Source organism: Marinitoga sp. 1138 (genome assembly GCF_013363265.1).
Taxonomy (GTDB): Bacteria; Thermotogota; Thermotogae; order Petrotogales; family Petrotogaceae; genus Marinitoga; species Marinitoga piezophila.
Map to the genome: position 1 here is coordinate 1 of NZ_LBFA01000007.1, position 22,536 is coordinate 22,536.

The following is a 22,536-nucleotide window of genomic DNA, read 5'->3' on the forward strand; positions in this document are numbered from 1 at the left end:
GTTGTATAATAGAAGTAATAAAACTAACCAGAACGAAGATTTTTTACAACAGGCATTATAGGACAGTTGTAAAAAATAAAAATAACTGGTGAAGAAAATAGTACGAATAATGTTCGCTCAAACGGTAGAAAATTCTAATCCTCAAAAATTTTCAAGTTTTCGCTCACATTATTCTAACTATTTTCTTAAATATAAATGAAAAGATGAAAGTAAAAAAATAATACGAACAAAGACTAAGAATTTCCCAAACGAAGATATTGCTTGAGCCGGAACAACAAAAATATTGTGAAAAATAAAAACGAATGAAGACTCGAAGAACGCCCGAAAAAACTGCGAATGGAGAGGGTCAAAAAAACAGGATGTTTTTTTGAGCGCAGCTTCTGCAGGGATGCAGAATCTAAGCGCCCCCGCGTATATGAGCAGTTTTTGAGGATCAGCGTTCGAGTTGTCTGAATGAGTTTTTATTTTTCACAATTATAAGAAATTTCACCGCCTGAAGGAACCTTTTTAGGAGTGTTTTTTATAGAACAAGGATCAAAAATTCTTGCCGTATGAGAGAATATTATTTTTCTACTTTCAAAGAGAATTTTTGAAGATTAGCACTCAAGTTGCTTGAACAAGCTTTTATTTTTTCCAATACAAAGAAACTTCAAATTGAATATATATTTACGGGGGGATAATTATGTATGATATAGCCATTATTGGTGCAGGAGTAGTAGGTTGCGCTATTGCAAGAGAGTTATCAAAATACCACTTAAAAATCTTATTACTCGAAAAAAGCGACGATGTAAGCAATGGTGCTTCAAAAGCGAATAGCGGTATTATTCATGGAGGATATGCTGCAAAACACGGAACATTAAAAGGAAAATTATGCGTTGAAGGAAATAAATTATATGAAAAATTAAATGACGAATTAAATTTCGGTTATAAAAAAACTGGAGCTTTAGTATTAGGATTTGATGAAAACGATGAAAAAAATATTCAAAAATTATACGAAAATGGATTAAAAAACGGAGTTAATGACATGAAAATTATCTATACAGATGAAATTTTATCTTTAGAACCAAACATAAACGGAAATGCAAAAATCGCCTTATTAGCTGAAGATGTTGGTATAACCTCACCATATGAGTTTACAATAGCATTAGCTGAAAACGCAATAAAAAATGGTGTTGAATTAAAACTGGAAAACGAAGTTCTGGATATATCAGAAAGCACAGATCACTTTTACATAAAAACCTCTAAAGATTCTTATAAAGCAAAATATATTATAAATGCAGCAGGAGTGTATAGCGATAAAATCGCTTATATGGTTGGCATTCTAAATTTTTATATAAAACCTCGAAAAGGTCAATATATACTTTTTCATAAAGGATATGGAAAAATAGTAAATAGAGTTATTTTTCAAACCCCTACAGAAAAAGGAAAAGGAATTCTTGTTACACCAACATATCATGGAAATCTTCTAATTGGGCCAAATGCTGATGAAAATACCGATAAAGACGATACAGGTACAGATATTGAAACATTAAAATATATAATAAAAACCGCAAGAAAATCTGTTCCTGAAATAGATTTACGAAAAGTTTTAACTTCTTTTTCCGGAATAAGGCCTACACCTTCAACTGGAGACTTTATTATAGAAGAAACAAAAGAACGTTTTATAAACGTTGCTGGAATAGAATCACCTGGCTTGACATCCTCACCAGCTATTGCAAAAATGGTGATAAATATATTGAAAAATTCTGGTCTAAAATTATTAAAGAAAAATGATTTTGATCCATATAGACCTCCTATTATAATAAAAAAGAACCTTTCATATAAAGAAGTAAATAATATGCTTAATATTGATTCTCCTGATCAAATAATTTGTAGATGTGAAATGGTAAGCAAAAAAGAAATTATAGATGCATTAACACGGGAAATCCCTATAAAAACTGTCGATGCTGTTAAACGTCGAACAAGAGCATCTATGGGTTTTTGTCAGGGTGAATTTTGTACTCAAAGAATAAAGAAAATAATGGCAGAAGTTCTCAAAATCAACGAAGGCAAAATAGAAAAAAACGATAAAAAATCCGGATTTTTACCTAAAAAGGTAAACCTTAAATTTTTCAAAGAACTTGAAATTTAATAAAAATTTATCTTTATGTTGTATTTATGATATAATTATAATGTTATCAAGATTGAACAGGAGGAATATAAAATGTATGATGAAATAAAAGACACGCCAACTATAATATTAAATGGTTTTTCCAGCGAGGAAATAAATAAAATAATGAAAGCAATAAAAAACACTGAAGGATTACCAAGAATAATCTTTGCAACAACAACAAAGGTAAATGTTAACTGGACAATAGGTGATTTAATCAAAGAATTAAAAAACGAGGATATTGAAGTAAAAAAAGCCTTAAAAAAAGCTATGGAGGATAAAAATAATAAAACATGAAAAACAATGATTTTTATTACGACAATCCAGATTCTTCTGTAAAATTAAAAACTTCAAGAGGATATCCAAAACCTGGTGCAACAGTTGATCCAGGAGGAGTTAATTTTGCTATTTTTTCAAAAAATGGAGAATCTGTAACTTTAGAATTATATCAAAATTTTTATGATGAAAAACCTTCTCACATCTTCATTCTTGATCCACAAAAAAACAAAACAGGAAATACATGGCATATTTATATACATGGAATAAAACATGGTCAATTCTATGGTTGGAGAATTGATGGCATATATGATCCTAAAAATGGAAAACGCTTCAATAAATATAAACTTTTATCTGATCCCTATGCAAAAGCCATTTCAAGTTCATATAACTGGGATGAAGAAAGTGTATACGGATACGATAGAAATTCTCCATTACTCGATCTTTCTTTTTCCACTTTAGATTCTGCTGTAAGTCCTACAAAATCAATTGTTATAGACGATACAAAATATAATTGGGATGATGATATACGCCCAAATATACCCTTTAAAGATTTAATAATATACGAAATGAACGTTAGATTATTTACAATGAATCCAAATTCAAAAGTTAAAAACCCAGGAACATTTAAAGGTATTCTTGAAAAATTAGATCATTTAAAAGAATTGGGAGTTAATGCTATTGAATTAATGCCTGTTTTTGAATTTAATCCAGATTCCATCGCCAGAACCAATCCAATAACTGGTGAAAGATTAAAAGATGTGTGGGGATATAATCCTCTTGCTTTTTTTGCAGTAACTGGAAATTATTCCACAGGAATAAAAATAGGAGAACAGGTTTTTGAATTCAAAGATTTTGTAAAAAAACTTCATAAAGAAGGCTTTGAAATTATTCTTGATGTTGTTTATAATCACACAGGAGAAGGAAATGAACAGGGACCAACTCTTTCATTTCGTGGAATTGATAATGAAATATATTATGTTCTAAATAAAAATAATAAAAGGTATTATGAAAATTATTCCGGTTGTGGAAACACATTAAATTGCAATCATCCAGCTGTAAAAAATCTAATTATAGATAGTTTAAGATATTGGGTTACAGAAATGCATATAGACGGATTTAGATTTGACCTGGCTGCAATATTGGGAAGAGACCAAAACGGCAATTGGATTGGTGATCTCTCATTATTAAAAGATATTGCAGAAGATCCGATTATTTCAGGAACAAAACTTATTGCAGAAGGCTGGGATGCCGCAGGAGGATACTTTTTAGGCGCATTTCCTGAAGGCTGGGCTGAATGGAATGGAAAATTCAGAGATGTAGTAAGAAAATTTGTGCGAGGTGATGAATGCCAGGTCGGAGAAATAGCCTGTAGAATTGCAGGAAGTGAGGATTTATATGGAAACAAATCCCCTGTAGTAAGTGTTAATTTCATTACATCACATGACGGTTTTACATTATGGGATCTTGTTTCTTATAATGAAAAACACAATGAAGAAAATGGCGAAAATAACAGAGATGGAGCCAACGACAATTATAGTTATAATTATGGTGTAGAAGGCGAAACAGATGATATCAATATCATAAATTTACGAAAAAAGCAAATTAAAAATTTTTTCACCATATTAATGCTCTCTCAGGGAACACCTATGATATATATGGGTGATGAATTCTGTAGAACTCAATACGGAAATAATAATGCCTATTGTCAGGATACAATAAAAAACTGGGTTGATTGGAGTAGAAAAGAAAAATTTAATGATATATATCGATTTCTAAAATTATTAATAACTTTTAGAAAAAAACATCATACACTTAGAAGAGAACATTTCTTCACAGGTAGAGATTATACAGGTGATGGAATTCCAGATATAACATGGCATGGTGTAAAATTATTTAATCCTGACTTTTCATACTTTTCCAGAAGTCTTGCTTTTATGATTAGCGGTTCTGATTATAATGATCCAGATACCCCTGAAGACAATGATATATATGTAGCCATGAATTTTTACACCGATACATTAAACTTTGAACTTCCAAAACTTCAAAATAAACAGTGGTATAGAATAATCGATACAAACCTGAATAGTCCTGATGACTTTTTAGAAATACCGGAAATTTACAACGAACAGTTTTATCCAGTTTCACCAAAAAGCATAATTGTATTAATTTCACAAAAAGATTAATCTGAGTTTTTTCTTTTAAAAATTATCGATACTTTTCACATATAACAAAATCATACCTATTTACATATTCCAATTAAATTTTATTGTCAATTTTTTCGATTTTTGTGGTAAAATATAAGTAAGAATTATATGGGAGTGATATATATTAAAATAGGCTTTTTAAGTACAGGCGATGAACTAATAGAAGGTGATATTACCAATATTACCGTTAAAGAACTATCTCAAAAACTCAATCAGTTAGGATATAATATAACTTACCATATAAATGTTGCAGATAATATTGAAAATATTATAAATGGCCTTAAATTCCTTGTTCAACAAAAAAACAATATCATTATCATTACTGGTGGCTTAGGTTCCACTGAAGACGATTTAACCAGGGAAGCTGTTGCAAAATTTTTAAATAAAGATTTAAAATATGATGAAAAACTCTGTACAACAATTCAGGAAAGATATAAAAAAGCAGGGAAATCTATTAATCCTTTACTAAAAAAACAGGCCTATATAATTGATAATGCAAAAATTTTACCTAATGAATTAGGAAGTGCCCCAGGGCAATTGATTAAAGAAAAAGATATATATTATATAATATTACCAGGTCCTCCAAAAGAAGCTATTAATATATTTAACAATCATCTAATAAACTTTTTTTTACAATTTAAGACAACACCCAGAAATTTTACCAAAATCCAATTTCACGGAATTACCGAATCAAATTTAATGTCTATTCTCGAAAAAGAACTAAAAGATATAAAATATTCTACAAAACTAAATTTATCAATAGGACCTTCTGTTATAATAAAAGAAGATAATGAAGCGATTATAGATAAAATTCATAAAAACAAAAAAATTAAGGATTATATTATACCCGAAAATCCTGCTCTACATTTATATAATAAACTAAAAGAATTGAAACAGACTATATCTTTTGCTGAATCATGTACAGGTGGTCTTTTATCCAAAATAATTACCGATATTCCAGGATCATCTATGGTTTTTAAAGGTTCTATTATCGCATATTCAAATGAAATTAAAGAAAATATTCTTGATATAAATTCACTTGAAAAATATGGTGCTGTAAGCAAAGAAACAGTGGAACAAATGGCAAAAAATGTTAGCTCTAAATTTAACACCGATTACGCTATATCAATTAGCGGAATTGCAGGGCCAGGCGGCGGAACGCCAGAAAAGCCAGTAGGTACAGTGTGGTTTGGTTTTTATTCAAAGAATAAAGATCTGATCCTATCTGAAAAACATTTTTTCTCAGGAGATAGAGAAACTATCCGCGAAAAAGCTGTATACTACTCGATAATAAGATTTATTAAAATATTCCTTTAGGAGGTTTTATTATGGGAGATATGGACGTTTATTTAAGCGTATTTATTGATGAAGCGAATGAAAACTTACAACGTCTTAATGACGAATTGTTAGACTTAGAAAACAACCCTGAAGATATGGAAAAAATCAATGAAATCTTTAGAGTTATGCATACCTTTAAAGGTATGGCTGGAACTATGGGCTTTGATAAGATTGCAAAGGTTTCTCATAAAATGGAAAACCTTCTTGACGAAATAAGAAAAGGAAAAACAAAAGTATCTGAAGATTTAATTGATTTACTATTTAAAACATTAGATGCATTAACAGAAAGTATTGCCGACATATCAAATGGCGGTAAAGGTGATCTCTCTTCTCTTGACGAACTTATAAATGCATTAACAGAATATGCAGAAAAAGCAGAAATTGGTGGTGGAGAAAGCTCTGAAACAAAATCAGAAGAAGTTAGTGAAACAACTTCCACTTCTGAGGATTCTGAAGATTCAGAATCAAAATTATCTCATTTAGATGATATTACAAGAGAATCACTTAAACATCTATATGAAAATGCTAAAGAAAAAGGTTTAAAATTCTATCTCATTACTGTTGTATTTGATAAAGATGTTCAGTTAAAATCAGCAAGAGCATTTATGGTATTGCATAAAATTGATGATCTTGGTGGAGAAGTTGTCTATACACATCCTTCATCTCAGGATATTGAAGATGAAAAATTCGATCTTGAAATTCAACTTGGAATTATTGTAAATAAAACAGCTGACGAAATAAGAGAAAGCATAATGCAAATCTCTGAAATTGCCAGCGTTGCCGTAAATGAATTTGAAGACTCCGATTTTGAAAAACAGGTAAAAAGTGAGGATAAAAAAGAAGACAGCAAACAGGCAAAAAATTCAGGTTCTTCTGCTCAAAAAACATCTTCAACCACACACGAAAAGAAGAAAATTCAATTACAATCAGTACGTGTTGACATAGAAAAACTTGACCAATTAATGAACTTAATGGCTGAATTGGTTATTTCAAGAAGTAGAATTACTGAAACTTTAAGAAAATACGAAATCAAAGAAGTAGATGAAAGTTTAGCTAATTTAAGCCGAATCACCCTTGATTTACAAAACATTGTTATGAAAATAAGAATGATACCTATTGCATTTGTATTCAACAGATTCCCAAGACTTGTTAGAGACACATCTAAAAAATTAGGAAAAGATGTTGAATTAATTATAGAAGGTGAAGATACAGAATTAGATAGAACAGTTGTTGATGAAATTGGCGATCCATTAGTACACTTAATAAGAAACTCAATAGACCATGGTATAGAACCTGTAGAAGAAAGAATTAAAAAAGGAAAGCCTAAAGTTGGAACTATTAAACTTTCAGCATGGCATGAAGGCGATGGTGTTGTAATAAGCGTTGAAGATGATGGTAGAGGTTTAGACAGAGACCTTATTGCAAACAAAGCCATTGAAAAAGGACTTGTTGACCCTGCAATGGTACCAACAATGAGCGATGAAGAAGTATTCTCATTTATATTCCTTCCAGGATTTTCAACCAAAAAACAGGCCACTGATTTATCAGGTCGTGGCGTTGGAATGGATGTTGTAAAAACAGTAGTAGAATCATTAAATGGTTCTGTTACAATATCATCCAAAAAAGATGTTGGAACAAAAATCACCATAAGATTACCTCTTACATTATCTATTATTCAGGTATTATTAGTTACACTTGACGATTATGTATATGCAATTCCAATTGCAAACATTGATACAACACAAAAAATTACAGATGGAGAAATAAGAATTGTTCAGGGTAACGAAGTATTTGTATTAAGAGGCGAAATAATTCCTCTTATTAGATTAAGAGAATTATTCAAAATGCCTCCAAAAGAAGAAGATTTTGTTGAAAAAATTGTTATTGTAAAAACAGCAAATAGAAAATATGGTGTTGTAGTTGATAATTTACTTGGACAGGATGACATTGTTATAAAATCACTTGGAAAATATCTTAATAGTGTAAAAGAATTCAGTGGTGGCGCTATACTTGGTGACGGTAGAATCGCTTTGATACTCGATATAACCAATTTAAACGAACAATAATGGGGTGATATAATGCAAAAGGAAATACTTTCTTTTGAAGTTGTTAATCAGGAATTTGGAATTGACGTAGATTATGTTGAAATGGTAATAGAAAAAGAAGAAATTACACCTGTTCCTAACTCAAGAGTCTTTATTGAAGGTGTGGTTAATTTAAGGGGGCGTATAGTTCCTGTATTTGACTTAACAAAAATATTAGATTTAGAAGTACCAGAAGATATTGTTTTTGATAGTATTATAATAATGAAACACGAAAAAGAAGAAATTGGTATTTTGGTAAACAAAGTAAATAATGTTATCTCTTTTGATGATGAGGAACTTGATGTTTTACCTGCAAAAAGCGGTAAATTCGTTGGGAAAGTAAATGGTGTTTTAAAAATAAACAATCGACTTATTGTATATTTAAATCTTGAAAAGTTATTTGAATCATTGGAAACAAAATAAAATTTAAACATATTGTGGAGGTGCTTTATAAATGGCTATTAAAGTTTTAATTGTAGATGATGCTGCATTTATGAGAATGTTGTTAAAAGACATCGTTACTAAAGCGGGGATGGAAGTTGTAGGAGAAGCTGCAAATGGTCAGGATGCAGTAACCAAATACATGGAATTAAAACCTGACGTAGTTACAATGGATATTACAATGCCTGTAATGGATGGAATTCAGGCAATAAAAGAAATAAAAAAACAGGACCCTGCTGCAAAAATAATTGTATGTAGTGCTATGGGACAACAGGCAATGGTTATAGAAGCTATACAGGCTGGTGCAAAGGATTTTATTGTTAAACCATTCCAGGCAAATAGGGTTATAGAAGCAATACAAAAAGTTGTTAGGGGGTGATTAAAACGCCCCTTACTTTTTCATCTACTGCAACAACTACTAATCTTACCAACTGGACAATCTGGGCTTTTTTATTATTATTCTTTTTTGTTATATTTATATTTCTATTAATATTCATCCAGAAAAAATTGATTAACAAAGGGGTAATCACAACACCAAAGGTTAGGGTTGTTAAAAAATTTTATATTGACCATAATATGACACTTAATATTATAAAAGTGTTGGATGATTATTATTTAGTATTATCCAATCATAATTCTATAGCTTATCTGGATAAAATAGATTATGAAAAACTTTCTGAAATACTAAAAGGAAAAAGAGATTTTCTGGATTCATTTGTTGGAGCATTAAAAAGGGAGAAAAAAGAAAATGAGAAAACTTCTTTCTAAAAAATTCATAATAGCTATATTTTTACTAATTTTTGTAACAGGTATTGCTCAAGAACCAGTTCCTATACCTGAAATAAATATTGATATTGGTGGCGGAACTCCTGGCCCTGACACATTAATTCCAACACTGGAAATTTTGTTATTATTATCAATATTAACTCTTGCTCCATCTTTAATAATGATGTTTACATCATTTATGAGAATTGTAATAGTGCTCTCATTTTTACGAACAGCCATGGGAAGTCGTCAGGCACCACCAAATCAGGTATTAATAGGGATCTCTTTAATACTTACATTTTTAATAATGACACCTGTGTTTAATGACATATATCAAAATGCTGTTATTCCATACACCGAAGAAAAAATTTCATATACAGAATTTTTTGAAAAAACCTGGGAACCAGTAAAAAAATTTATGATCAATGAAATAGTTGCTCACCATAATCAGGATAACATATTTATGTTAGCTTCAAGCGTAAATAAAAAAGTTGAAAATATAAACGATACACCACCTGAAATATTAATCCCCGCATTTACTTTAAGTGAACTGGAAATCTCCTTTAAAATGGGGGTTTTAATTTATATACCTTTCATAATAGTTGATATGGTAGTTGCAAGTATTCTTTTATCCATGGGTATGATGATGATACCTCCAATAATGATATCAATGCCATTTAAACTATTACTATTTATACTTGTAAATGGATGGGACTTATTAATTGGCGGATTAATAAGAAGCTTCCAGACATCAGGAGGTCTATAATCTTGACTATAGAAGTTTTTATTGACATTTTCAGAGATGGTATATCTGTTTTTTTAACAGTTATAACTCCAATATTATTGGTTAGTCTTGCTGTAGGGTTAATTATAAGTATATTTCAAACAATAACCTCTATAAATGAGCAAACTCTGACATTTGCTCCTAAAATTATTATTACTTTCTTAGTTGTTGGCCTCTTATTTGGATGGATCGCTCAAAAAATCATGGATTTTACATTTAGAATATTAACAACATACTTTGGGATGATTTAAAATGGATGTGGTAACCTTTTTAGAAACCCGTTTCTGGGTATGGGCTATAATATTTTTTAGAATTGCCGGAATGACAATTTCGGCTCCAGTTATAGGATCAAGAACTATACCAGCAAAGTTAAAGGTTTTCTCAGCTTTATTTCTATCCTGGATTACATTACCTTTAGTAAATGAAACAATTACAGATTTACCTGTATTCTATCTAATAACAATATTATTAATCAATATGTTACTGGGAATATTAATAGGATTAATTTCATATATTCCCATTGCGGCTTTGCAATTCGCCGGTCAATTCTTTGCATTTCAAATGGGATTTGCAATGGCTGGTATATTTGATCCAATAAGTGGAGAAGAATCTCCTATTATAGGGCAATTATCTTTTTTAATTGGAATATTTGCCTTCTTATCATTTAAAATGCATATTGTATTATTCCAGACAATAATAAATTCCTTTTCAAATATCCCTTTAGTTTTTTCTATAAATACACATTTTTTCCCTGAAATAATATCCATGTTTGGAAAAGTTTTTGAAATTGGATTACAACTATCAATTCCAATGAGTGCATTTATGTTATTTGTAAATTTAAGTCTTGGAATAGTTTCAAGAATGATTCCACAGGTAAATGTATTTATAGTTGGAATTCCTTTAAATATAATTGTAGGAACAATTCTATTAATAACAATAATAGACGTATGGGTTGAAATATTCAATAATAACATGGTGGAGATAGTAAAATGGATAAACTCCTTAATGAATATGATTTTGAAATAAATCTTCAATTATTCGCTGATCCAAGTAAAACAGAAGAGCCTACACCAAGGCGATTACAGGAAGCTCGAAAAGAAGGGAACGTCCCTGTTTCGAGGGAATTGCTTACTGCTTTTTCATTTTTAGCTGTGGCAAGCGTATTTTTTGTAATGTCGAAATCACTATATATTGGACTAAAAGCAGCTTTTCAAAGATATTTAACTCTTGATACATCATTTTTGGATGAAAATGCTTTACTTACATTAATACTTCAACAAAAAGATCTATTTTTCAAAGTTTCCACATTCCTTTTTTCTGCTGCATTAACAAGTTTGATACTCGGTATGTTGCAGACAAAATTTTTAATTGCACCTGGTGCTTTAAAATTCGATATTAACAAATTAAACCCTATTAGCGGTTTTAAACGTATTTTCTCAATGAAAACTTTATTTGAACTTTTAAAGTCTATAGTAAAGATCTCATTAGTTGCTTACGTTTCCTATAGCATTATTAAAAGTAAATGGAATGTATTAATAGGATTACCTTTTTCAGATACAACCACTGCATTAAATACACTGGTTTCCATTATACTTGAAGTATTTTTTAAACTGGGATTTCTAATGTTAATACTTGGTGGATTTGACTACTGGTACCAAAAAAGAGATTACATAAAAAATTTAAGAATGACAAAACAGGAAGTAAAAGAAGAAATGAAAGACGTCGAAGGTGATCCTTTAATCAAAGGACAGCGTATGAGAATGTTAAGACAGATTATCAACGAAAACATGATGAAAGAAGTTCCAAAAGCCACTGTAGTTGTTACAAATCCTACTCATTACGCAGTTGCATTAAAATATGATGAAGAAACTCATTCAGCTCCAGTTGTAGTTGCAAAAGGTGTTGATGAAATTGCGTTTAGAATAAAAGATATAGCTATAAAAAGTAAAGTACCTATTATCAGGAATCCTCCTGTAGCAAGACAATTATATGCAACTGTGGAGATAGGTGATGAAATCCCTGAAGAAATGTACGCAATTGTAGCAAAAATACTAACTGCTGTTCTAAAAAATGTTTAGAAGGTGAAATAAATTGGGTAATTTCCTTAAAAATATAGATTTAGCTGTTCCATTATTAATAGTTGGAATTGTTATATTAATGGTTATTCCTATACCAGCATTTATGCTGGACTTTTTGCAAATGGCTAATATCACCTTAGCCATTATCCTGTTATTAGTTACAATGTACATTAAAAATCCTCTTGAAATATCTGCTTTTCCAACTTTATTGCTTATAACAACATTATTCAGATTATCTCTAAATGTTACCTCAACAAGATTAATTCTTCTTCAAGGAAAAAATTTCGAAGGTAAAGTTATAAGAGCTTTTGGTGATTTTGTTGTTGGAGGTAATTATGTTGTTGGTATTGTTATATTCCTTATACTCGTAGTAATTCAATTTGTTGTTATTACACGTGGTGCAGAAAGAATTGCAGAAGTAGCAGCAAGATTTACACTTGATGCTATGCCTGGTAAACAAATGAGTATAGATGCTGATTTAAGCGCTGGAATCATTACCGAAGAAGAAGCAAAGCAAAAAAGGGAAGATATAAGACGTGAAGCAGATTTCTACGGTGCAATGGATGGTGCTTCAAAATTCGTTAGAGGTGATGCAGTAGCTGGCATTATTATAACCATAATAAATATCCTCGGTGGTTTAACAATAGGTGTTTTACAACAGGGATTGAGCATGGGAGAAGCCGCACAATTATATACCTTATTCACCGTAGGTGACGGACTCGTTGCACAAATTCCTGCTTTATTAATCTCTACAGCAACAGGTATAGTAGTTTCAAGAGCGGCTTCAAAAGAAAATCTTGGAAAAGATTTAATGAGAGAATTGTCTTCAGAAAAACGCGTATTATATTTAACCGGTGGAGTTATTCTGTTATTAGGAATTGCAACACCTTTACCTGTTGCGCCTTCATTAATACTTGGCGGAGGTATTTTATTACTTGCTTATTTAACAACCAAAGGCTATATCAAACAACCGGTTACCGCTGGTGGTCCATCTGGAGAAACATTTGAAAGCAGTGGTGCTACACCTTCTGGCGGAGAACCGGGTGGTGGAACATCTGGCGGTAGCGGTGGTGGCCCAAAACCATCAGGACCACCTTTAACTTCACCAGAAGAAGTGTCCGAAATAATACAAAGCGACGTGCTTGAAATAGATATTGGATATGGATTAATACCTTTGGCCGATCCATCTCAGGGTGGAGATCTATTAGAAAGAATAACAATGGTGAGAAAACAAATCGCTTACGAACTTGGTATTGTAATAAGCCCTATTAGGGTTAGAGATAGTGTATTATTAAGTGCAAATGAATATGTAATAAAACTAAAAGGCGTTGAAGTAGGAAGGTTTGAATTATTCCCTGACAAGCTTTTAGCGATAAATTCTGGTATGGCCACTGAAGAAATAGCAGGAATTCATACTAAAGAACCATCATTTAATCTCGATGCTTACTGGATAGATGAAGAACAAAAAGAAGATGCTGTTAATGCAGGTTATACCGTTGTTGATTCACCAAGTGTATTTGCAACTCATTTATCAGAAATAATCAAGAAATATGCACACGAAATTCTTGGAAACAAAGAAACAGAAATGCTCATTGAAGGTCTAAGAATAAAAGAACCTTCTCTTGTTGAAGAGCTTACACCTCTTGTATTTAAAACATTTGAAATTAGAAATGTATTAAAAGAATTACTATATGAAAGAATTTCAATAAGAAATCTTCCTATTATATTTGAAAAACTTACAGAACTTGGAAACAATGAAATAAAAGATTTAGTCTCTTTAGTTGAAGGTGTAAGAAGTGCATTAGGAAGACAGATTTGTGAAAACTTAAAATCTGGAGATGGTGTTTTACACGTATTAGTTCTCGATAAAAACCTTGAAAACAATCTAAACAATTATACAATTGAATATGGTGGAAACTATACATTGGCTCTATCTCCACAAATGTCAAATAATTTATTAAACAATATAAGTCAGCAATTAGAATCACAGATTATGCAGGGATATAATCCTGTAATATTATGTAGTTCTCCTTTAAGATTCTATTTTGCGCGATGGCTTTTGCCTAATATACCAAATGTTAGCGTTATATCATATAACGAAATCATCCAGGAAATTCCTATTTCCGCTGATGGTAATATAACAGCGTAGAGGTGGTTAAATGAAAGTAAAAAAATATGTAGTGTCAACAATTACAGAAGCTATGGAAAAAATACGCCAGGAACTTGGCGATAATGCTTATATACTTGACACAAAAAGAATTAGTAAAGGCGGATTTCTGGGAATAGGAGGAAAAAAATATTTAGAAGTAACCGCTGTTCTCGACGATGAAGATGAACCACAAAATATAATAAAAACCATGAAAAAACCTGATCTACCAGGAATTGGTGGAAATACAAAAGGAAAAGTAAAAGAAATAAATGAACTGGTAGAAAGAAATAAACGATTAGAACAGCGTATAAACAAAATGAAAAAAATGGACTCAATTGATGAAATATTAACTCCTGGAAAAGACAAATTTGTTAAATCAGCGCAAAATGAAATATTAAAATTAATAGAAGAACAAAGAGAAGTATCAAGACTTATAGATGAAGATGCCGATAGATTTTATTCACAAAAAGGAATGGAACATGAAGAACCATTTGAACCTTTAAACTATAAAAAAATAACCTATTCAAACATTCCTAACCCTCAATTAAATCAACGCAATCTTAATCAAAATCCATTACAGCAAAACAGGAAACAACACATATCTCATTCCAAAACCACTTCTTCTGGTTCAACAAAAAATGAATTAGATGAAATAAAAACATTAATTGAAAAACTCTCAAAACGAGTTATCTTAAATGGTGCAAATCCTTTGATTTCCGAATTGGTTGAAACCTTAAAACATCAGGATCTATCTGATGACTTAATAGAAGACATAATTAATAACATCCCAAATGATTTAAACAAAGACAACTGGAAATTCAATCAAAAATTTAAAAATCAACTTTTCAATATATTTAAAAACAATTTCAATTTAGATATTCCAGATCTCACTGGCACAATAATGTTCATTGGACCAACAGGAGTGGGGAAAACCACTACTTTAGCTAAAATTGCTGCTTTAAATAAATTGCACAGCAATAAAAGTGTTGCAATTGCCACTATAGACCTATATAGAATCGCTGCAACAGAACAACTAAAAACATACGCAGAAATAATGGATATCCCTGCTTCTGTATGTTATACACCAACTGAATTAAAAGCTACTGTAGAAACCCTTAAAAACAATAATTTAATATTAATTGATACTGCTGGAAGAAGCCATAAAGATGACATGCAAATTGGCGAATTAAAAATGTATATAGACTCAATAAAACCGCAATACATATTCCTTGTAATCTCTGCTAACATGCGATTAAAAGATATGATTGACGTATACAATAAATTCTCTGTATGCAATCCAACTCATCTTATTATTTCAAAATTAGATGAAACATCTTCATATGGGCAAATACCCTCTATATTAAACGCATCAAAATTACCTTTAATATATATTACAACAGGTCAAACAGTTCCAAATGATATTGAAATTCCAAACGTAAATAAAATATTCTCCCTCTTCTACGAGGAGTTGATATCATGAGCGTAATAAAAGATCAGGCAGAAAACTTAAGAAAAACCTTTTCCAAAAACAAAACAAAAATAGTTCTTGTAACCGGTGGAAAAGGTGGAGTTGGAAAATCAATAGTTGCTGTTAATACCGCAGTAAATCTTGCCAAACTAAACAAAAAAGTTTTAATATTTGATACAGATGCTGGCTTTGCAAATGCATCCATACTTTTAGGAGTTACTCCAGCTGTTAGTATAAAAGACTACTTTGACAAAAAATTAACCCTTGAAGAATGTATAATAAAAACTCCCTATGGCATTAAACTATTAAGCACAGGTATGGACATAAAAGACTGGCTTTCATTCCAGAAAAATTTTACCAGAAAAGCCATAGAAGAATTTTTTCAAATTGCAAAAGAACATGATTATGTTATAATTGATGTAAGTGCTGGTTATAATGAAAACTTAAAACCATTTTACATAGCTGCAGACAATATACTATTAGTTACAACCCCTGAACCAACCGCAATTGTAAACGCATATACAGTTATAAAAGCTTTATCTCTTTTAGAAGTAGATGGTATAATTGATGTGGTAATAAACATGATCAGAAAAAAATCTGAAGCAAATACAGCAGAACAGGTTCTAAGAAAAACCATAAAAGAATATTTATATACTGACATAAGAAATGTATTTTATATAAATTTCGATCATGTAGTTCACGACAGTGTAAAATCACAGGTACCAATTTCAAGTTTTAAACCTTCCTCAAACGTTGCAAATGATCTATTCTCAATAGCTGAAAAACTTGAAAACATGAGTGATACTGAACCCTCTAAAAGTAATGATAATCTATTAAAAAAATTATTGTTACTATTTGGATTTTACAACAGGTGAAAAAAATGAATAAAAAAAACTTTATAAAAAGAATATTCCTTGTTTTTTTTCCGGGAAATGGTATAAGAATCTTTCATAAAGACAACATCCTAAAAGCAAAAATAAAATCCTTCAAGGGAAAGGAAATAACACTTATTTCTCCGAAATTTGAAGATATGAAACTCGGAGATGAAGTAATGCTCGAATCATTATTTGAAGGGGCATACTATCAGGCGGATTTTCAAATAAGTGACATACGAGATTTTAGTGAAACTGAAAACCTTATTATTCTAAATCTAAAAAGTAATTTTAGAATAAAAACCAAGCGTTCAATGGAAAGACATTATGTTTCAATACCAATACTAATAGAAGACAAATACAACGGCGTAATATGGGATTTTAATGAAATGTTTTTGGGCATAGTAACCTTAAATGAATACATATACGAAATTCAAAAAAACGTAAGCGTTAAATTATCCATACCTGATTTCAATATAACCTTTCACGGAACAATAATAAAAATAAGACAGGAATTCTTTAATCTAAGTAAATTTATCTTTGAAATAAAAATTATGCAGGATCCTACAGGACTATTTGGTCAATATTTAAATCAAATTATAGGAGAAAATGTATTTCATAATAAAGAAATAGAAGAAGAGGAAAATAGCGGAGGTGCTGAACAATGAATGAAGAAAACTTAGAATTTTTTATGTCTGCTTTTAGAGAAATTACAAATATTGGAATGGGAAATGCCGTTAGTTCACTCTCAATGATGTTAAATAAAAAGGTTGATATATCGGTCCCTAATCTTGAAGTTATAAAATTATCGGACATATTCTTAAACATGGAAGATCCAGACGAGATCTATGCATGTTCATATGTAAAAATGGAGGGTGAATTAAACTCATCACTGGTATTTTTAATTGAAAAAGACTCTGTAAAACGTCTTATAAAAGAAAGTGTTGGAATGGAAATTCCTGATATTACGGATCTCGACGAATTATCCACCTCAATGATTGGTGAATTGGGAAATATTATGTTTGGTTCATATACCAGTGCTATATCACAATTTTTACAACTTAATCTTCAGGTTACCCCTCCACAGGTTGCAGTTGACACATTTGCTGCTCTCATTGCAGAATCAATAGTAATGAGTATTACATTTGAAGATGAAGTTATACTTACAGAAACAGAAATACAGGTTGAAGATTGGGAAAATATTATTAAAGGAAAAATCGTATTCTTAATGAATGAAGAAAACAGAAACAAATTGTTTGAATTCGTAAAAAAGATTTTCTATGGAGGTTAATCATATGAAAAAAATAATCGGAATTGGAGAATATAAAGCCTCAAAAACACCTGATGTTCTTGTAACTTTAGGATTAGGTTCATGTGTGGGGGTTTGTATCTGGGATAAAACCACAAAAGTTGGTGGATTAATTCATGTTATGCTACCTCAATCAAATTCTCCAAATGCACCTAAACCTGGAAAATATGCTGACTTAGGTATCCCACTATTATTAGAAGATATAAAAAAACTCGGCGCAAAAGGGAGTCTAACAGCAAAAATATTTGGTGGTTCTGCAATGTTCAAAGGCTCTTCAATGGACATTGGAAGCAAAAATGTTGCAGCTGTAAAAGAACATCTAAAGAAAAATGGCATTAGAATAATTGCAGAAGACACAGGCGGAAACAGAGCAAGAAGTATAGAATTTAACCTTGAAACTGGAGAAGTACTCGTTAAAAAGGTAGGTGGCGGTGAAAAAGTTGAAATTTTCAAATACTGAACTTATATTTTATACTTCTTTATTTTTCATATTCCTATTTATAAACCTTTTTATCTCAAAAAACTTTTTCATAACCTCTGTTTTACGCTCAATAATAAGCACTGCTGTCATAATAATACTCAACACCATAGTGAAGGTAGTGATTAATAAATCATGAAAAATCTCAACAGAGAAGATATAATAAAAAATTTTCTTCCTAAAATAAAATATATAGCATTAAACCTATTATCAACCCTTCCCAAAAATGTAGAACTTGATGATTTAATACAGGAAGGGATTATTGGTTTGCTTCAATCACTTGACAAATACAATCCAAATAAAGGAGTAACCTTCTATTCATTTGCAGTAAAAAGAATTAGAGGGGCTATGTTAGACTATCTAAGAAAAATAGATTGGCTTCCAAAAGATTTAAGACATAAAATAAAAAAACTCGAAGAAATTTTAGCAGAACAAAATATAGACGATTATATTAGTGATGAAGAACTGGCAGAACAACTTGAAATCTCTGTAAAAGACGTAAAAAAATTAAAAGCGGAATTACACAGAAGTCAGATTTTAAGTCTCGATTCATACTTAATAGGAAACAATGAACTAAATGTAGAATCAGATAATGAAGAAAACGACCCGGAAATTCTTGCGTATAAAGATATGTTAAAACAAGAACTAAAAAAAGCTATTTTAAGTCTAAACGAAAAAGAACAACTAATACTATCATTATACTATGAAAAAGAACTAACCTTTAAAGAAATTGGAAAAATTCTTGAAATATCTGAATCCAGGGTCTCACAAATTCATTCGGCAATAATCGCAAAATTAAAGAAAAAATTAGGTGGTGATTAAAATGCCACAGCCAATCAATTTAGGTATATCCTATATTGCAAATGTAGATGTTTCTAACAACATACAACATCTAAATAGTGCATTGGTTGCAGCAAAAAGTACAGATCTTGAAGAACAGGTAAGAAAAAATGAAGAAGCTCAATCACAGGTTAACACAGCAAACGAATATGCTCAAAGTAAAGAAATAAAAGACCAGAACAAAAACAACTTCCATCAGGAATCACAAAAAAGAGAAAAAAACAAAAAAGGAAACTCTTCAAATGAAGAGCATCATATAGTAGTTGATGAATATCGTGGTCATACCCTTGATATTAGAATTTAAACGGACTTTAAGTCCGTAATTTTTTTGTATATGGGGTGATAAAAATAAACAACAACGAACTCTTAAACATAATAAAAAAATCAAAAAAACAGACAAAAATCATAATATTTCCAGAAACATGGAACCTGGAAAATTTCCTATTTGATAAAAATATATCTATCTATCCAGATTATGATGTATTTCCATTTGAATCAATAAAACCCTCTAAAAAAATCCTATCAAGAAGAATTCAAACATTATATAATCTATTAAAAAATAAAGATATAATCATATTAACCACATTACATTCTTTAAGTAGATACACCATACCTTATTCTATACTGAAAAAAAATATATTTTCATTTAACATAGATTCAACCTTCAACATAAATCCATTCTATTATGGCTATGAAAAAAAATGGAATGTATATGAATATGGCGAATATTCCAAAAAAGGTTTTGTATTGGACATGTACATTCCAATATATGAAAATCCAATAAGAATAGAACTATTTGATGATGAAATTGTAAGAATAAATTATTTCGATATAAACACTCAAAAAAGTATAGAATCATTAAACTCATTCACATTTATACCTGGTTCAGAAATATTAATGAAATATCAGGAAAATGCAGAAAAAATACTTTCAAAATATCCAAACACAAATAATACATTAGAAATAATAGATACAATACCAGCAATATATTATGAAAAAAAAGAAACATTATTAGATTATATAGACATAAAAAACAGTGAAATATTCATAATAAATGAAAAAGAAAGTATATCCTCATCATTTACCCGAGAAAGAGAAAACCTTGAATTCATTTATTCTGATAATCTAAAAAAATTGTACAAAAATTATTCTGGAGATTCTCTTGAAAATTTTATCTCAAAAATAAATTATAAAAACATAGAAATAAATAAACAAAATTTCATAATAAAAAAAATATCCTCAAAAAAGAAAAGTAAAGAAATTCCATTATTAGAATGGGAAGACTTAGAAATTGGAGATTTAATAGTTCATGAAAACTATGGAATAGGTATATATAAAGGATTAAAAAAAATAGAAACTCAATACGGAAAAAAAGAACTAATAATGCTTGAATATGTCAACAATGCAAAAGTATATCTTCCAATAGAAAGAATAGATAAAATTTCAAAATACGTTGGAGATAAAGACATAGTAAGACTTGATAAAATCGGCTCATCATCATGGGAAAGACGAAAAAAGAAAGTAGAAGAAAATATACGTTCAAAAATCCAAGAACTAATAAAACTATATGCTTTAAGAGAACATACAACAGGTATATCATTACAGGGTGATGAAGAAATAGAAGAAAAATTCAAAAAAACATTCCCATACATAGAAACAGCAGATCAGGAAAAAGCTATTGAAGAAGTATTAAACGATTTAGCTTCAACAAAACCAATGGACCGTCTAATTGCTGGAGATGCTGGATTTGGAAAAACAGAAGTTGCATTAAGAGCTGTAGTAAGAACTGTAAGTTCTGGATATCAGGCAGCAATACTCGTTCCAACAACAATACTTGCTCAACAATACTATGATAATGTAAAATATAGATTTGATGAAATTGGAATAACAGTAGAATTAATCGACAGATTCAAAACTCAAAAAGAAAAAAACATAATAACAGAAAAAATAAACTCCGGAAAATTAGATGTAATAATAGGTACTCATGCACTATTAAACAAAAATATAAAATTCAAAAAACTTGGATTACTTGTCATAGATGAAGAACAACGATTTGGAGTATTCCAAAAAGAAAAAATAAAAGAATTATCTCATGGAATAAACGTATTAACAATGAGTGCAACCCCAATTCCAAGAACATTATACTTCTCAATCTCCGGTTTAAGAGATATGTCTGTAATATCCACACCGCCAATTGGACGATTACCAGTAGAAACCTTTGTATCAAAATACTCAAAAAAAATAATTAGAACAGCTATATTAAGGGAAAAATCAAGAGGCGGTCAGGTATTATATATTCATAATAGAGTTAATGATATTGAAGAGGTAGAAAAAGAATTATCAGAATTAATTCCCGAAGTTTCTGTAGTATCAGCACATGGTCAAATGCAAAAACGTTATCTTTCAAAAATAATAAAAATGTATTATAATGGCGAAATAGACGTATTAATTGCAACAACAATAATAGAAAATGGAATAGACATACCAAACGCGAACACATTAATAGTTGACGATGCGGAGCGGTACGGAATATCCCAATTATACCAATTACGAGGAAGGGTAGGTCGTTCCTCAAAACGTGCATTTGCATATTTCCTTTACAAAAACAAATTAAAACCAGAAACAGAAAAAAGATTAGAAGCAATAAAAAAAATAGTAGGTCCTGGAAGCGGTTTAAAACTTGCATTACAGGATTTAGAAATAAGAGGATTTGGAGATTTACTTGGAATAGAACAAAAAGGACATATAAACAACATTGGTTTAAACATGTACAAAGAAATTCTAAATAAAGCCATAATAGAAATATATTCAAAAGAAAAAATAATAAACAAAGAAAATATCAAAGAAAAAATAGACCTTGACATAAAAGGAATAACCATGCCCATTACAATTCCAGAAAATTATATAGAAAACCCAATAGAAAGAATGAGAATCTACAGAACAATTGCAAATGAAACAAAAATAGAAAACTTTGAAAAAATAAAAGAAGAAATAAAAGATAAATTTGGAAAAATACCTGAAGAACTTAACAATCTAATAAAATATAGTATATTAAGAATAAACGCATATGAAAAAGGCGCAAAAGAAATAGAAATATATGACAATACAGCTATAATAAAATACTCAAAATATTTAGATATAGATATATTAAAACTCAAAAAATACTCACACCACTTCAATCATTTTGAAAACAAAAAAGAATTAGTAATATATACAAAAAATCCAGAAGAATCGTTATTTAAAATATTTGAATAACATAAAACAAAAACCCCCAGTCTTTTGACTGGGGGAAAAATAA

General features: G+C 30.1%; 21 protein-coding genes. All 21 read left to right on the forward strand.

The window, feature by feature from the left end:
* Positions 1 to 682: 682 nt before the first annotated feature.
* Positions 683 to 2,131 carry an NAD(P)/FAD-dependent oxidoreductase gene (locus XO11_RS03595; RefSeq protein ID WP_175418171.1) on the forward strand — a complete coding sequence of 483 codons (1,449 nt, stop codon included), beginning with the start codon at positions 683 to 685 and terminating at the stop codon, positions 2,129 to 2,131.
* A gap of 72 nt (positions 2,132 to 2,203) precedes the next feature.
* Entirely contained in the window at positions 2,204 to 2,446 is a 243-nt protein-coding gene (locus tag XO11_RS03600; protein WP_014296218.1) for a DUF3783 domain-containing protein, read from the forward strand.
* The gene (gene glgX / locus XO11_RS03605; protein ID WP_175418172.1) at positions 2,443 to 4,611 is read left to right on the forward strand and encodes a glycogen debranching protein GlgX; all 2,169 of its coding nucleotides are present in this window, start codon (positions 2,443 to 2,445) and stop codon (positions 4,609 to 4,611) included. The genes XO11_RS03600 and glgX overlap by 4 nt, the downstream gene beginning before the upstream one ends.
* Positions 4,612 to 4,746: 135 nt before the next feature.
* Positions 4,747 to 5,949: a nicotinamide-nucleotide amidohydrolase family protein gene (locus XO11_RS03610; RefSeq protein WP_217671834.1), complete on the forward strand. Its 1,203-nt coding sequence runs from the start codon at positions 4,747 to 4,749 to the stop codon at positions 5,947 to 5,949.
* Positions 5,950 to 5,960: 11 nt separating this feature from the next.
* Entirely contained in the window at positions 5,961 to 8,036 is a 2,076-nt protein-coding gene (locus XO11_RS03615) for a chemotaxis protein CheA (protein ID WP_075780395.1), read from the forward strand.
* Positions 8,037 to 8,048: 12 nt separating this feature from the next.
* Positions 8,049 to 8,477, forward strand: coding sequence for a chemotaxis protein CheW (locus XO11_RS03620; RefSeq protein ID WP_014296222.1), 429 nt, complete (start codon positions 8,049 to 8,051; stop codon positions 8,475 to 8,477).
* A gap of 31 nt (positions 8,478 to 8,508) precedes the next feature.
* Positions 8,509 to 8,874 carry a response regulator gene (locus tag XO11_RS03625; RefSeq protein WP_014296223.1) on the forward strand — a complete coding sequence of 122 codons (366 nt, stop codon included), beginning with the start codon at positions 8,509 to 8,511 and terminating at the stop codon, positions 8,872 to 8,874.
* Entirely contained in the window at positions 8,871 to 9,263 is a 393-nt protein-coding gene (locus XO11_RS03630) for a hypothetical protein (protein ID WP_175418174.1), read from the forward strand. Before XO11_RS03625 ends, XO11_RS03630 begins: the two co-directional genes overlap by 4 nt.
* Positions 9,244 to 10,026, forward strand: coding sequence for a flagellar type III secretion system pore protein FliP (fliP, locus tag XO11_RS03635; protein WP_014296225.1), 783 nt, complete (start codon positions 9,244 to 9,246; stop codon positions 10,024 to 10,026). Before XO11_RS03630 ends, fliP begins: the two co-directional genes overlap by 20 nt.
* 2 nt (positions 10,027 to 10,028) lie before the next feature.
* A complete protein-coding gene (fliQ, locus tag XO11_RS03640; protein ID WP_014296226.1) occupies positions 10,029 to 10,295 on the forward strand; it encodes a flagellar biosynthesis protein FliQ in 267 nt (88 codons plus the stop codon).
* Position 10,296: 1 nt separating this feature from the next.
* Positions 10,297 to 11,070 carry a flagellar biosynthetic protein FliR gene (fliR, locus tag XO11_RS03645; protein WP_014296227.1) on the forward strand — a complete coding sequence of 258 codons (774 nt, stop codon included), beginning with the start codon at positions 10,297 to 10,299 and terminating at the stop codon, positions 11,068 to 11,070.
* Positions 11,034 to 12,122, forward strand: coding sequence for a flagellar biosynthesis protein FlhB (gene flhB, locus XO11_RS03650; protein ID WP_014296228.1), 1,089 nt, complete (start codon positions 11,034 to 11,036; stop codon positions 12,120 to 12,122). Before fliR ends, flhB begins: the two co-directional genes overlap by 37 nt.
* 13 nt (positions 12,123 to 12,135) lie before the next feature.
* A complete protein-coding gene (gene flhA, locus XO11_RS03655) occupies positions 12,136 to 14,271 on the forward strand; it encodes a flagellar biosynthesis protein FlhA (RefSeq protein WP_075780396.1) in 2,136 nt (711 codons plus the stop codon).
* A gap of 10 nt (positions 14,272 to 14,281) precedes the next feature.
* Entirely contained in the window at positions 14,282 to 15,751 is a 1,470-nt protein-coding gene (gene flhF, locus XO11_RS03660; RefSeq protein ID WP_014296230.1) for a flagellar biosynthesis protein FlhF, read from the forward strand.
* Positions 15,748 to 16,614 carry a P-loop NTPase gene (locus tag XO11_RS03665; protein ID WP_014296231.1) on the forward strand — a complete coding sequence of 289 codons (867 nt, stop codon included), beginning with the start codon at positions 15,748 to 15,750 and terminating at the stop codon, positions 16,612 to 16,614. The genes flhF and XO11_RS03665 overlap by 4 nt, the downstream gene beginning before the upstream one ends.
* 155 nt (positions 16,615 to 16,769) lie before the next feature.
* On the forward strand, positions 16,770 to 17,279 hold the full coding sequence (locus XO11_RS03670) for a hypothetical protein (RefSeq protein ID WP_156865389.1): 510 nt from the start codon (positions 16,770 to 16,772) through the stop codon (positions 17,277 to 17,279).
* A complete protein-coding gene (locus XO11_RS03675; protein ID WP_014296233.1) occupies positions 17,276 to 17,902 on the forward strand; it encodes a chemotaxis protein CheC in 627 nt (208 codons plus the stop codon). Before XO11_RS03670 ends, XO11_RS03675 begins: the two co-directional genes overlap by 4 nt.
* Positions 17,903 to 17,906: 4 nt before the next feature.
* Positions 17,907 to 18,380 carry a chemoreceptor glutamine deamidase/glutamate methylesterase CheD gene (gene cheD, locus XO11_RS03680; RefSeq protein WP_014296234.1) on the forward strand — a complete coding sequence of 158 codons (474 nt, stop codon included), beginning with the start codon at positions 17,907 to 17,909 and terminating at the stop codon, positions 18,378 to 18,380.
* A gap of 153 nt (positions 18,381 to 18,533) precedes the next feature.
* Positions 18,534 to 19,220 carry a FliA/WhiG family RNA polymerase sigma factor gene (locus XO11_RS03685; protein WP_014296235.1) on the forward strand — a complete coding sequence of 229 codons (687 nt, stop codon included), beginning with the start codon at positions 18,534 to 18,536 and terminating at the stop codon, positions 19,218 to 19,220.
* A 1-nt stretch (position 19,221) separates the two neighbouring features.
* Positions 19,222 to 19,542 (forward strand): hypothetical protein, encoded by a 321-nt coding sequence (locus XO11_RS03690; protein ID WP_014296236.1) that lies wholly within the window; start codon positions 19,222 to 19,224, stop codon positions 19,540 to 19,542.
* 35 nt (positions 19,543 to 19,577) lie between these two features.
* A complete protein-coding gene (gene mfd, locus XO11_RS03695) occupies positions 19,578 to 22,493 on the forward strand; it encodes a transcription-repair coupling factor (RefSeq protein ID WP_175418175.1) in 2,916 nt (971 codons plus the stop codon).
* The last annotated feature ends 43 nt before the right edge of the window (positions 22,494 to 22,536 follow it).